This window comes from Mariniflexile sp. (assembly GCF_041583155.1).
In the GTDB taxonomy this organism is placed as follows: domain Bacteria; phylum Bacteroidota; class Bacteroidia; order Flavobacteriales; family Flavobacteriaceae; genus Mariniflexile.
Genome location: NZ_JBFHGK010000018.1, coordinates 55,345 through 68,725 on the forward strand (window position 1 = coordinate 55,345; position 13,381 = coordinate 68,725).

17 protein-coding genes are annotated in these 13,381 nt (G+C 33.4%); 6 read left to right on the plus strand and 11 right to left on the minus strand.

Translation table 11 applies throughout. The features are described 5' to 3' along the window. Window positions 1–133: 133 nt before the first annotated feature. Window positions 134–1,069: a citrulline utilization hydrolase CtlX gene (gene ctlX, locus ABYI63_RS08840; RefSeq protein ID WP_372755589.1), complete on the minus strand. Its 936-nt coding sequence runs from the start codon at window positions 1,067–1,069 to the stop codon at window positions 134–136. Window positions 1,070–1,312: 243 nt separating this feature from the next. Between ctlX and ABYI63_RS08845 the strand changes: the two genes are divergently transcribed. The 6 genes from ABYI63_RS08845 to ABYI63_RS08870 all read left to right on the plus strand — a co-directional run bounded on the left by ABYI63_RS08845 (window position 1,313) and on the right by ABYI63_RS08870 (window position 4,774). Beyond that, complete coding sequence (locus tag ABYI63_RS08845) at window positions 1,313–1,735, plus strand: hypothetical protein (RefSeq protein ID WP_372755591.1); 423 nt, start codon at window positions 1,313–1,315, stop codon at window positions 1,733–1,735. 197 nt (window positions 1,736–1,932) lie between these two features. Continuing rightward, on the plus strand, window positions 1,933–2,238 hold the full coding sequence (locus tag ABYI63_RS08850) for an ArsR/SmtB family transcription factor (protein ID WP_372755593.1): 306 nt from the start codon (window positions 1,933–1,935) through the stop codon (window positions 2,236–2,238). A gap of 51 nt (window positions 2,239–2,289) precedes the next feature. After that, window positions 2,290–2,526: a thioredoxin family protein gene (locus tag ABYI63_RS08855; RefSeq protein WP_372755595.1), complete on the plus strand. Its 237-nt coding sequence runs from the start codon at window positions 2,290–2,292 to the stop codon at window positions 2,524–2,526. Between the two features lie 105 nt (window positions 2,527–2,631). Further along, window positions 2,632–3,606 (plus strand): permease, encoded by a 975-nt coding sequence (locus ABYI63_RS08860; protein WP_372755597.1) that lies wholly within the window; start codon window positions 2,632–2,634, stop codon window positions 3,604–3,606. Window positions 3,607–3,625: 19 nt separating this feature from the next. Further along, window positions 3,626–4,063, plus strand: a complete 438-nt coding sequence (locus ABYI63_RS08865; protein WP_372755599.1) for a nitrophenyl compound nitroreductase subunit ArsF family protein — start codon at window positions 3,626–3,628, stop codon at window positions 4,061–4,063. Beyond that, on the plus strand, window positions 4,064–4,774 hold the full coding sequence (locus tag ABYI63_RS08870) for an aromatic aminobenezylarsenical efflux permease ArsG family transporter (protein ID WP_372755601.1): 711 nt from the start codon (window positions 4,064–4,066) through the stop codon (window positions 4,772–4,774). It begins immediately after the preceding gene. A 38-nt stretch (window positions 4,775–4,812) separates the two neighbouring features. Here ABYI63_RS08870 and ABYI63_RS08875 read toward each other — a convergent pair whose 3' ends face one another. The 10 genes from ABYI63_RS08875 to ykgO form a co-directional block, all read right to left on the minus strand. Then, complete coding sequence (locus ABYI63_RS08875) at window positions 4,813–5,727, minus strand: dimethylarginine dimethylaminohydrolase family protein (RefSeq protein WP_372755621.1); 915 nt, start codon at window positions 5,725–5,727, stop codon at window positions 4,813–4,815. A 69-nt stretch (window positions 5,728–5,796) separates the two neighbouring features. Next, a complete protein-coding gene (locus tag ABYI63_RS08880) occupies window positions 5,797–7,083 on the minus strand; it encodes a citrate synthase (protein ID WP_372755603.1) in 1,287 nt (428 codons plus the stop codon). A 174-nt stretch (window positions 7,084–7,257) separates the two neighbouring features. After that, entirely contained in the window at window positions 7,258–8,550 is a 1,293-nt protein-coding gene (gene eno, locus ABYI63_RS08885; RefSeq protein WP_372755605.1) for a phosphopyruvate hydratase, read from the minus strand. Window positions 8,551–8,702: 152 nt separating this feature from the next. Continuing rightward, a complete protein-coding gene (gene carA / locus ABYI63_RS08890; RefSeq protein WP_372755607.1) occupies window positions 8,703–9,809 on the minus strand; it encodes a glutamine-hydrolyzing carbamoyl-phosphate synthase small subunit in 1,107 nt (368 codons plus the stop codon). A 90-nt stretch (window positions 9,810–9,899) separates the two neighbouring features. Next, a complete protein-coding gene (rplQ, locus tag ABYI63_RS08895) occupies window positions 9,900–10,373 on the minus strand; it encodes a 50S ribosomal protein L17 (RefSeq protein ID WP_372755609.1) in 474 nt (157 codons plus the stop codon). 95 nt (window positions 10,374–10,468) lie between these two features. Then, a complete protein-coding gene (locus ABYI63_RS08900) occupies window positions 10,469–11,461 on the minus strand; it encodes a DNA-directed RNA polymerase subunit alpha (protein WP_372755611.1) in 993 nt (330 codons plus the stop codon). A gap of 94 nt (window positions 11,462–11,555) precedes the next feature. Then, window positions 11,556–12,161 (minus strand): 30S ribosomal protein S4, encoded by a 606-nt coding sequence (gene rpsD, locus ABYI63_RS08905; RefSeq protein ID WP_372755613.1) that lies wholly within the window; start codon window positions 12,159–12,161, stop codon window positions 11,556–11,558. 226 nt (window positions 12,162–12,387) lie between these two features. After that, window positions 12,388–12,780, minus strand: a complete 393-nt coding sequence (gene rpsK, locus ABYI63_RS08910; RefSeq protein WP_372755615.1) for a 30S ribosomal protein S11 — start codon at window positions 12,778–12,780, stop codon at window positions 12,388–12,390. Between the two features lie 100 nt (window positions 12,781–12,880). Next, window positions 12,881–13,255 carry a 30S ribosomal protein S13 gene (rpsM, locus tag ABYI63_RS08915; protein ID WP_372755617.1) on the minus strand — a complete coding sequence of 125 codons (375 nt, stop codon included), beginning with the start codon at window positions 13,253–13,255 and terminating at the stop codon, window positions 12,881–12,883. A 2-nt stretch (window positions 13,256–13,257) separates the two neighbouring features. Further along, window positions 13,258–13,374 carry a type B 50S ribosomal protein L36 gene (gene ykgO, locus ABYI63_RS08920; RefSeq protein ID WP_013305171.1) on the minus strand — a complete coding sequence of 39 codons (117 nt, stop codon included), beginning with the start codon at window positions 13,372–13,374 and terminating at the stop codon, window positions 13,258–13,260. Window positions 13,375–13,381: the final 7 nt, after the last annotated feature.

The following is a 13,381-nucleotide window of genomic DNA, read 5'->3' on the forward strand; positions in this document are numbered from 1 at the left end:
CCAATTAAAAGTAATAAAAGATTTCCACTCCTATCCCTAAGGCAGAGCTATTTAGATTAACAATACTAAAAAACCTAAGATTGATAAAAAGTTTAGACCATTAACTTACCATTAACTTTGTAACCCTGAGACTCTAAACCCTAGGTAAAAACACTTCAGCCATCATACAACGAGCACTACCACCACCACAAGCCTCAATAGTATCTAAAGAACTAGATAGTATTTTAGTATGCTTTTCTAGTTGCTCAACTTGACTTTTTGTTAAAGATTTATATGCCGAATCACTCATCACCAAATAACTCTCGGCATCTGCACCTTTTACCTGCAGCATATTACCCGCAAAATTAGTAACCTGAGCTTCAGTGATATCAATAATAGCCTTACCATCTTCCTTTAAATGGTTAACTAGGTTTTTACGTTCCGATTTATCATCAATACAACTTAAACAAACCACTGCAAACGTGTCTCCAATACACATCATAACATTGGTATGATAAATAGGTTTCCGTTGCCCATTTACGGTCTGGTATGCTGTAAAAACAACAGGTAAATATTCAAAATCTTCACAAAACTCGATAAATAAATCCTCGTCAGCTCTTGCTGATAATGCGCAATAGGCTTTTTGGTTTACACGATCCAATACCACACTACCAGTGCCTTCAAGAAACACTTCTTCAGTCTCAGCATCTGTATAATCCACAATATTATTAATTACAAACCCAGCGTTTTCTACCGCCTCCAACACATCTTCACGGCGCTCTAAACGTCTGTTCTCGGCAAACATGGGGTATAAACCCACATCGCCATTTTCATGAAAGGACACCCAGTTATTCGGGAAAATAGAATCGGGTGTATCAAATTCGTTGGTATCTTCAACAACAATAACATTTACCCCAACACTTCTAAGCTTTTCAACAAAGCAATCAAACTCCTTTTGCGCTTTGGCATTTACAGTTTGAGGCAATAAATTTTCAATTACTTTTTGGTAATAATTGTTTACGGCAGTTTGTTCGTTCATCCTAAAATTAATAGGCCGAATCATTAAAATAGTATTTGTAGTTTGTTGCATAACACCATAGAATTAGATGGTAAAAATAACACAATTTAGTTTATTAATATTGAAGTATTTATCTTGCGCTTGTAGGGATTTTTGACTAACTTCGTTTAGCGTGGTGATATTGAAATATTAAAACGATTTTATATCATAAACGTTAGCTTTCATTAAAAACTTGAAAAGGAAATGAAAAATTTTAAACTAATTGTAGTTCTAATAAACCTAATTTTTATCTCTTGCTCAAAATCAGATGACAAAATGGATTCATATATTTACCATTTTTTTAAAGATAAAAATTTGAGTATTATATCAAATAATGAAACCTACATAAAATATGGACAGATTGATGACGGAGATAATCTTGTGTTCGAATACAGATATTCTACTCAAGGAGAAGTTGATATTATAGATGATGAATATTTTGAAAATATACGCTTTGAAATTTACAATAACATTGATGAGTTTAGTTTTACAAATGAAGAATTAACTACAAATTCAAAAATTGTTTTATGGAAAGGATGCAATTGTTTTTTTGAATATTACCCTGAAAAAGATATTTTGCCTACAGGAACAATAAGTGGGAAAAAATTATCTGATACAGAATGGACTATTTCAATTGATGTTACTTTTTACGGAAATGAAAATAGGAAAATTAAAAATATTTTTAAACTAAAAGAATAACGAAATGCCAACAATAGTTATGAGTAATTACTAGTTCTCGCTTACTTCTGAATATCTTCACAACTACTCATAGCCCGAGACAGTTAAACGACCCAATCCCAATCCCATTAAATTACACCCATAATAAAAAAAACATCCAAATGTGACATTTGTCACATATCAACTAAAAAACCCATCGTATATTTGCGATTAGAGATATGAAACGAAATTTAGAACCTATAGCATACCAAGAAAATACTGAAGCCCTAGCAAAATTTGCAAAAGCTTTAGCCCACCCTACCCGTATTGCCATTTTAAAGCACCTTGAAAATCAGTCATGCTGCTTTACCGGCGATTTGGTAGATGTGTTTCCTTTGGCGCAGTCTACTATTTCTCAGCACTTAAAAGAACTTAAAAATGCGGGGTTAATTCAAGGTGAATTAAAACCGCCAAAAATAAAATACTGTATCAATAGAGAAAACTGGAACATTGCCAAATCTTTATTTCAGCAATTTTTTGATTAATCTTTTTTAATAAACCTATCGTTTATTTGCGATAAACAAATAATTATAATCATGAGTAAAGTAGTTAAAATTCTAGGAACAGGTTGTCCAAAATGTAAAACAATGACCGCAGTGGTTCAAGATGTGGTTTCTGAAAACAACATCGATGCCGCTATCGAAAAAGTTGAAGACATTATGGAAATTATGAAATTCAATATCATGACTACGCCTGCTTTGGTAGTTGATGGGGTTGTAACCATAAAAGGCAGAATACCTTCAAAAGATGAAGTGTTGACCCTTTTAAAATAAAAATCATGAATTATTATATAACAGCGTCATCCGTTTCAAATGAAGATGCCGCTATTCATATAAAAGACTCTAATATAAATTTTGGTACAATAAAAACGAATAAAGATGTTTGATTGGTTACAAAATTTTGCCGATTGGTTGATATACTCGCTCTTTGATATTGGCGCAGAAACCCATTTAGGTACGGCACTTAATTTCTTTGTTTACGATACTATTAAGATTCTTATTCTACTATTTTTTATCGTTTTCATCATGGGAATTGTGAACGCCTATTTCCCTATCGAACGCCTTAAAGATTATCTAAATAAAAACAAATTATACGGATTAGAGTACTTCTTTTCATCCATTTTCGGAGCCATAACACCTTTTTGTTCCTGCTCCTCGGTTCCTTTATTTATTGGCTTTGTACAAGGCGGTATCCCTTTGGGCGTAACCTTCGCTTTTTTGATTACCTCACCATTGGTAAATGAGGTTGCTATAGCCATGTTTTTAGGTATGTTTGGGGTAAAGGCTACCTTAATTTATGTAAGTTCTGGTATTTTATTAGGAACTATTGGCGGTTGGTTACTTGGAAAATTTAATTTGGAACCACTATTATCCGATTGGGTAAAAACCATTTTAGAAAATAAAATGCAACAAGCCGGTTACGAAGAAGAGAAACGAACTTTTTACAACCGATTACCAGAAATAACACAAAATGCATGGGACATTGTAAAGAGCGTATTACTTTATGTAATCATCGGGATTGCCATTGGTGCCGCTATGCATGGTTTCGTTCCGGAAAACTTCTTTAACGCCTATTTAGGGGGTGGTGAATGGTGGACTGTACCGCTTGCTGTAATCATAGCAGTACCAATGTATGCCAATGCTGCAGGAATTGTTCCCGTAATACAGGTTTTTGTTGCTAAAGGCGTCCCCTTAGGTACCGCCATCGCATTCATGATGGGAACTGTGGGTTTATCCTTTCCAGAGGCTACTTTGTTAAAAAAAGTCATGTCTTTAAAATTGATTGCTATCTTTTTTGGGGTTGTAACCCTTTGCATCATCATATCAGGTTATTTATTCAACATTTTATTATAAACATAAATCAAAACAAACAATGAAACAATTTAAATTTATCACCGTATTAGTAATAGGTTTAGTACTAAGCTCGTGTAATGGACAAAACAAAAGTAAAAACAATACCGCTGGTCAATCGATTTCTAAGATAGAGGTTATTGATTTTCACGCGACTCACAGATGCATGACCTGTAATGCTATTGAAGCCAATACAAAATACACACTAGACACCTATTTCCCAAAAGAAATTAAGGCTAAAAAAATAACATTTCAGGTAATTAATGTAGACGAAAAAAAGAATGAAAAAATTGCCGAGAAGTTTGAAGCCTCTGGAACCTCATTATTCTTAAATGTTATAAAAAACGGCAAAGAAACCCAAATAAATTTAACCGATTTTGCTTTTATGAATGGAAACGACCAAGCCGTATTTTCTAAAGCATTAAAAGCTAAAATTGATACGGAATTAAAAACACTTTAAATGGATTTTTTAAAATCGCTGCTAGAGAATTACAATGTTCCTATTTTATCTGCCTTAATACTCGGACTAATGACTGCCATTAGTCCGTGTCCGTTGGCTACTAATATTACGGCCACGGCATTTATCTCAAAAAACATTTCTAATAAACGAAAGGTTTTTTTAAGCGGATTATTATACTCTTCAGGCAGAGGATTTAGTTATACAACCATTGGATTGATACTGTATTTTGGTGCGAGCAAATTTCATATTGCACGTTTTTTTAATCAGAATGGCGAAAAATATCTAGGCCCATTATTAATACTAATAGGATTGATAATGTTGAATGTTATCAAATTCAATTTTTTAGGTAAGCTTAATTTTCAAGAAAACTTATCTGAAAAGTTCAAGGATAAAGGTTTATTGGGATCTTTTTTAATTGGAGTTATTTTTGCTTTAGCTTTTTGCCCCTACAGCGGCGCCTTATTTTTTGGCATGTTAATCCCAATGACAATTGCATCGTCAGATGGTTTATACCTACCCATTATATTTGCTTTTGGGACAGGATTACCAGTAATCTTATTTACTTATTTATTAGCGTTCACCGCGGGAAAAATAGGTATGTTCTACAACCGAATTACAAAAATTGAAAAAATTATGAGAGCCATTGCAGGTGTGGTATTTATAATGACAGGGCTGTATTACGTCTCCATTTTTACAGGAATTATTGGATAGCTAAAACCCAAATAAAAACAATAAAGAAGAATTGTAATTTACTCTCGAATTAAGGGCATGGTAGTACAACGAAGCAGGCCGCCTTGTTTAGAAATTTCAGCATATGGCACTTCTTCAACTGTAAAACCTTCTTTTCGTAACCAGGAATTTAATCGGGTAAAGTTTTTTTCAGAAATAATAACATCTTCCGAAATTGAAAAGATATTACTATTCATATCGTACATTTCTTCTTTAGTTATTTCAAAAACATTCGCTTTTCCGAAGAAATTAACCAACCAATCATATTCTCGTTCTATTAAAAATCCGTTTTTATGTATTATGGCTTTACCTTTTCCAATAGGTTGAAAACAACAATCTAAATGCAATGCATTTTCTCTAGCATTTGTATTCGATTTTCTTAACTCAAAAGACTTTACAATTTTATCAGGAAATAATTCTTGTATGGCAATTACGGCATCCATATTGGTGCGTGCCGTTATTAATTCGGGGTAATCTTCGCCAGAGTAGGTTCCTATAAAAATATAATCGCCCCAAGGCATTACATCGCCACCTTCCACATGGCATTCTGTTGGTAAAATAATGCGATTTTTCCTGTCCACTTGATTCCAAACATACCTAATAGCTTCTATTTCCTTCTCTCTGTTAGGTAAGATATTAGCTCTAATAATTTTATCTTCAATTACAAAGGCAATGTCTCGAGAAAAAATTTGATTACAATCTTTAATAACTTTCGGCCTAAAAACAGCAACGCCATATTTTTCAAAAATGTTAGCTACAGCAGTCATTTCTTCCATCATATCTTCTTCAGTAGGATAGGTGCCAGCAACGACATGCTCGATACTTTTTGGGTCGTAGCAATGCTCCACACTAGGTGTTGGACCATTACTTTCAGCCGTTCCTAAAATAACAGCTTGTAACCTGGAAGTCTCGTTTTTTATATTCAGTTGTAGCATACTGTAAATATAAAAAAGCTTCATAATGTTTAGTTATGAAGCTTCATTTATTTTTTAGTTAAAAGAATTTTATCTTTCTTCTACCGGTATGAATGGTCTTTGTGTTGCACCTATATAAATTTGTCTAGGTCTTCCAATTGGTTCTTTGCCTAAACGCATTTCACGCCATTGTGCAATCCAACCCGGTAAACGACCTAATGCAAACATTACTGTAAACATATCTGTAGGGATACCCATACCTCTATAAATAATTCCTGAATAGAAATCCACATTTGGATATAATTTTCTATCTACGAAGTACTGATCTTCCAAAGCTTCTTTTTCAAGTCCTTTAGCAATTTCTAATATTGGGTCATCAACACCTAAATTTCCCAATACTTCATCGGCTGCTTTTTTAATAATTCTAGCTCTAGGGTCGAAATTTTTATATACTCTGTGACCAAAGCCCATTAAACGGAAAGGATCATCTTTATCTTTTGCTTTAGCCATGTATTTTTTAGTATCGCCATCATCATCTTTAATGGCTTCCAACATTTCTAATACGGCTTGGTTGGCACCACCATGAAGTGGCCCCCAAAGCGCAGAAATTCCTGCTGATAATGATGCAAACAATCCTGCATGAGAAGACCCTGTAATTCTAACTGTTGATGTAGAACAGTTTTGCTCATGATCTGCGTGAAGAATTAAAAGTTTATCTAAGGCATCAACCAATACTTTACTTTGTACATAACAAGCATTTGGTTGACTAAACATCATTTTTAATATATTTTCAGCATAACCTAATGAATTATCTCCATAATCTAAAGGCAAACCTAATTTCCTACGATACGTCCAAGCTACCAATACTGGAAACTTACCCATAATTTTAACAATAGCTTTGTACATCTCCTCTTCAGAATTAACATTTACTGAAGATGGGTTGAATGCAGTTAAAGCACTAGTTAAGGAAGCAACAACACCCATTGGATGTGCTGTTTTAGGGAATGCATCAACAATTTTACGCACATCGTCATCTACTAATGATTGTGCTTTGATATCATTATGAAACTTATCATTTTGTTCTTTGGTAGGCAGTTCTCCAAAAATTAACAAATATGCTACTTCTAAGAAATCGGCTTTTTCAGCTAATTCTTCAATAGAGTAGCCTCTGTATCTTAAAATTCCTTTTTCACCATCAAGAAACGTTATAGCACTTTCACATGACCCAGTGTTTTTGTAACCAGGATCCAATGTAATAACGCCATCTGATGCACTTCTTAAATTCGAAATATCTATAGCTAATTCATTTTCAGTACCCTCTATTACAGGAAGTTCTATCTTTTTTCCGTTGACTTCAATAGTAGCCGTTTTTGCCATAAGTTTAAATGATTTTTAATTTTTTTTACTAGGATTGCTAATTTACAAAATATCTATTTACTAATTTAAGTGTTGAAACTAAAGATTTAACGTTTTAACACATTATTTGTAAAAAGAATAAAAAAAAAGCGATTATTAAAATAATAACCGCTTTTTCAAAAAATTTTATTTGTACTATTTTATTTTGAATGCTTTTTCTTGTGGAAAATAAGCTACTTCACCTAATTGTTCTTCAATACGAAGTAATTGATTGTATTTAGCCATACGATCACTACGAGAAGCAGAACCTGTTTTAATTTGACCACAGTTTAAAGCTACTGCTAAATCAGCAATCGTATTATCTTCAGTTTCACCTGAACGGTGCGACATTACAGATGTATAACCAGCATTTTTAGCCATATTAACTGCTGCAATAGTTTCAGTTAACGACCCGATTTGGTTTACTTTGATAAGGATTGAGTTTGCAATACCTTGTTCGATACCACGCGATAAACGCTCTACGTTAGTTACAAACAAATCGTCACCTACTAATTGTACTTTATCACCAATTTTCTCGGTTAATAATTTCCAACCTTCCCAGTCGTTTTCATCCATACCATCTTCGATAGAAATGATTGGATATTTTGCAGTTAATTCAGCTAAATACTCAGCTTGCTCAGCAGAAGTTCTTACTTTTCCAGTTTCGCCTTCAAATTTAGAGTAATCGTATTTTCCGTCAACATAGAATTCTGCAGAAGCACAATCTAAAGCAACCATAACGTCACCACCAAAAGTGTAACCTGCTTTTTCAACAGCCACTTTTATAGAATCTAAAGCATCTTCAGTTCCACCAGCTAAGTTAGGTGCAAATCCACCTTCATCACCTACTGCAGTAGAAAGGTTTCTGTCATGTAATACTTTTTTAAGATTATGGAAAATTTCAGTCCCCATTTGCATAGCGTGAGTGAAATTTTTAGCCTTAACTGGCATAATCATGAATTCTTGAAATGCGATTGGCGCATCACTATGAGACCCCCCATTGATGATGTTCATCATTGGTACAGGAAGCGTGTTTGCAGACACACCACCTACGTAACGATACAGAGGCATATTAAGTTCGTTTGCTGCTGCTTTTGCAACTGCTAAAGAAACACCTAAGATTGCGTTAGCTCCTAATTTTGATTTATTTTTTGTTCCATCTAAATCAATCATAATTTGATCGATTAAATTTTGTTCAAAAACTGAAACTCCTAATAATTCTGGAGCTATAATTGAATTTACATTATCAACAGCTTTTAAAACACCTTTACCCATGTATGCTTTACCACCATCACGTAATTCTACCGCTTCATGCTCACCTGTTGATGCACCTGATGGTACAGCAGCTCTTCCTAAAACATCATTTTCTGTTACAACATCTACTTCAACAGTAGGATTTCCTCTAGAATCTAAAATTTGTCTAGCGTGGATATTAATTATTACACTCATAATTGGTTATTTTTAAACTTTATAATTCTTCAAATTTACGCTTTAATCTTGTTTATTTCAGAATGTTCTTCAATAAATATTTAAAAAAACATCTCAAACGTTTTAGTAAATAGATCCCTCATAAAACTCGAAACACTTTTGAGGAGTTTAATTTAATTTTTTTTAATATTTTCTATAAACTGATCGAATAGATACGATGAATCGTGTGGACCAGGACTTGCTTCCGGATGGTATTGCACTGAGAAGCAATTTTTACTCTTCATTGCCAAACCAGCCACTGTATTATCATTCAAATGCACATGTGTTACGAATAAATCTGGATGCGCTTCTGCCTCTTCTCTATTCACAGCAAAACCGTGATTTTGAGATGTGATTTCGCCTTTTCCTGTATTTAAATTTTTCACAGGATGATTAATCCCTCTATGCCCATTATGCATTTTATATGTAGACACCCCATTGGCTAATGCAATTACTTGATGCCCTAAGCAAATACCAAATAATGGTAAATCTCTTTTAATAATTTCTTTGGCTAATGCCTGAGCTTCTACTAAAGGCTCTGGATCTCCAGGTCCATTTGATAAAAAGTACCCATCAGGTTTAAACGCTTCTAACTCTTCAAAAGTAGCGTTGTAAGGAAATACTTTTATGTAAGCATCTCTTTTCGCTATATTTCTTAAAATATTCTTTTTAATTCCAATATCCAAAGCAGCTACCTTATATGTAGCATTTTCATCACCAAAGTAATAAGGTTCTTTAGTTGAAACTTTTGAAGCTAACTCCAAACCAATCATGTCCGGAACTTCTGCAAGTTGCTTTTTTAAACCATCAACATTATCAACATCTGTTGAAATAACGGCATTCATGGCACCATTATCTCTTATATAGCTTACCAAAGCTCTTGTATCTACATCCGAAATTGCTAAAAGATTATTTTTATCTAAAAAACTTTCCAATGAATCGTCTGCAGCATCCCGAGAATATTCATAACTAAAGTTTTTACAAATTAATCCAGCAATTTTAATTGAATCAGATTCCACTTCTTCTGCGTTCACACCGTAATTACCAATGTGCGCATTTGTTGTAACCATCAATTGACCGAAATAAGATGGATCGGTAAAAATTTCCTGATACCCAGTCATCCCTGTATTAAAACATACTTCACCAAAGGCTGTACCTTGCTTGTTACCAACTGCCTTACCGTAAAAAATAGTACCATCTGCTAAAAGAATGATGGCTTTTTGTCTTTTTTGATATTTCATCTATATAATTAAAAAAGTTTTGCAAAAATGCTAAAAAAAAAGGATAAACTAAAATAGTTTATCCTTTATATGTAAAATGCTAATCAACATTTATTCTTCTTCGTTAGTAGCTTTAGGTTCAACAACCGGAGCAGCTTCAGGTTTAGAACCACCTCTTCTACTTCTTCTAGTTGTTTTCTTCTCTGGCTTAGAAGCGTTGTAAAGTTCGTTGTAATCAACAAGCTCAATCATTGCCATATCAGCATTATCTCCTAATCGATTACCAAGTTTAATGATTCTTGTGTAGCCTCCTGGACGATTCGCAACTTTAGCAGCAACATCTCTAAACAATTCTGCTACAGCCTCTTTTTGACGCAAACGTGCCATAACAATACGTCTGTTATGAGTTGTATCTTCTTTAGATTTTGTAATCATTGGCTCAACAAATTGCTTTAAAGCTTTTGCTTTAGCAACAGTAGTGTTGATACGTTTGTGCTCAATTAGAGAACAAGCCATATTTGCCAACATTGATTTTCTGTGAGCTGTTTTTCTACTTAAATGGTTAATTTTTTTTCCGTGTCTCATGACCTTTTAAATTTGACATCATCTTGCTACCAGATCCATTCGGAGAGCAAACTATGAGTCGTTAATAATTATTTGTTTTAAAAACTGAAATAAATCTAGTCTTTATCTAATTTATATTTGCTTAAATCCATTCCGAAGTTTAAACCTTTAACATTAACAAGCTCTTCTAGCTCAGTTAAAGACTTTTTACCAAAGTTTCTGAATTTCATTAAATCATTCTTATTGAAAGATACTAAGTCTCCTAAAGTATCAACTTCTGCAGCTTTCAAACAGTTTAATGCACGTACAGATAAATCCATATCGATTAACTTAGTTTTAAGCAACTGACGCATGTGAAGAGATTCTTCATCATAAGTTTCAGTTTGTGCAATTTCATCAGCCTCTAAAGTGATACGCTCATCAGAGAATAACATAAAGTGGTGAATCAACGTTTTAGCAGCTTCAGTTAAAGCATCTTGAGGTGTAATTGAACCGTCTGTGATGATTTCGAAAACTAATTTTTCATAATCTGTTTTTTGTTCAACACGGTAGTTCTCAATACTGTATTTTACATTTTTTATAGGTGTGTAAATAGAATCAGTAAAGATGGTACCTATAGGCGCAGCAGCTTTTTTGTTTTCTTCTGCAGGAACATATCCTCTACCTTTTTCTATTGTTATTTCCATATTGAAATTAACTTTAGGATCTAAGTTACAGATTACTAATTCTGTATTTAATACTTGGAAACCTGAAATGAATTTTTGGAAATCACCAGCTATAATTTGTTCTTGACCAGATATTGAAATTGAAATAGATTCGTTATCGATATCCTCAATTTGTCTTTTAAAACGTAATTGTTTTAAATTTAAAATGATTTCAGTAACATCTTCTACAACTCCAGGAATTGCCGAAAACTCATGATCTACACCTTCAATTCTTACCGATGTAATAGCAAAACCTTCTAAAGAAGACAATAAAACTCTTCTTAATGCATTACCTACTGTTAATCCATAACCTGGCTCTAAAGGTCTGAATTCGAATTTTCCTTCGAAATCAGTAGAATCAATCATGATTACCTTATCGGGCTTTTGGAAATTAAATACTGCCATAATTTTCTTCGTTTTAATTGTTATTTAGTTGCGCGGTTTATGAGTTTGAAGAATACTAAAAACCCTTTGGCTAAATACCAATATGATTAATTTTTTATTTAGAATATAACTCGACGATGAACTGTTCGTTTATATTTTCTGGAATTTGAAGTCTTGCTGGAACTGATACATAAGTTCCTTGTTTTGTATCGTCATTCCAAGTAATCCATTCGTAAACTTGAGTAGAATTTGATAATGATTTTGTGATAGAATCAAGAGATTTAGATTTTTCTCTTACAGCAACAACATCACCTGCTTTTAATTGGTATGAAGGAATATTTACAATTTCTCCATTAACAGTAATATGTCTGTGAGATACTAATTGTCTAGCACCACTTCTAGAAGGAGAAATTCCCATTCTGTATACCACATTATCTAATCTTGATTCGCAAAGTTGTAATAACACTTCACCTGTAATTCCTTGAGAAGCTCTTGCGCTTTCAAAGATGTTTCTGAACTGACGCTCTAATATACCATAAGTATATTTTGCTTTTTGCTTTTCCATTAACTGGATAGCATATTCAGATTTTTTTCCACGCTTTCTAGCGTTTCCGTGTTGCCCTGGAGGGTAATTTCTTTTTTCAAAAGATTTATCTTCTCCAAAGATAGCTTCGCCAAATTTACGAGCGATTTTAGTTTTAGGACCAGTATATCTTGCCATTTTAATTGTTTTTTAAAGAGTGTTCGTGAATTAAGGTCTTAATCTTATCCTTCGACGACCGTTGATCTCTTTGTTGATACTTGTTAATTTTATTTTTTCGGTTTGCAAATTTACACATAAAAAAATTAATATCAACTGTTTAGAACAACTGATATTAATTTTTATTCATGTAAGTATTTGTGATTTTAATATTTCAGAAGATGAAATTTAAAAAACCATAAATTTATTATACTCTTCTACGTTTTGGAGGGCGACATCCATTATGTGGAAGTGGCGTAACATCAATAATTTCTGTTACTTCAATACCAGCATTATGAATAGAACGGATAGCAGATTCTCTACCGTTTCCTGGTCCTTTAACGTACACTTTTACTTTCTTTAAACCAGCTTCTAAAGCTACAGCTGAAGCATCCTCTGCAGCTAATTGCGCAGCATAAGGTGTGTTTTTCTTAGAACCTCTAAAACCCATCTTACCAGCAGATGACCAAGAAATTACATCGCCTTTTTTGTTCGTAAGTGCGATGATGATGTTATTAAAAGAAGCATTGATATGCGCTTCTCCTACAGAGTCTACAATAACTTTACGTTTTTTTGTAGTTTTCGTGTTTGATTTTGCCATTGTTTATAGTTTTCAGTTATAGTTGATAGTCGCTAGAATCCTAAACCTTTTATAATTTCAAACAGATTCCTTCCAACGTCTAAATACTAAAGACTAATTATTATTTAGTTGCTTTTTTCTTGTTAGCAACAGTTTTTCTTCTACCTTTTCTAGTTCTAGAGTTGTTCTTAGTACGTTGTCCTCTTAGTGGAAGACCTGCTCTATGACGAATACCTCTGTAACATCCAATATCCATCAAACGTTTGATGTTTAATTGAATTTCCGAACGTAATTCACCTTCGATTGTAAAAGTACCAACAGCTTCACGAATACCAGCAATCTGGTCGTCGTTCCAATCTTGAACTTTAATACTTTCATCAACATTAGCCTGTGCTAATATTTCTTTAGCTCTACTATTACCTATTCCGTAGATATAGGTTAAAGCAATAACTCCTCTTTTGTTTTTTGGTATGTCTACACCTGCAATTCTTGCCATAATTACCCTTGTCTTTGTTTAAATCTAGGATTCTTTTTGTTTATCACGTAAAGTCTACCTTTTCTACGCACGATTTTACAATCTGCACTTCTTTTTTTAACGGATGCTCTAACTTTCATCGTATTA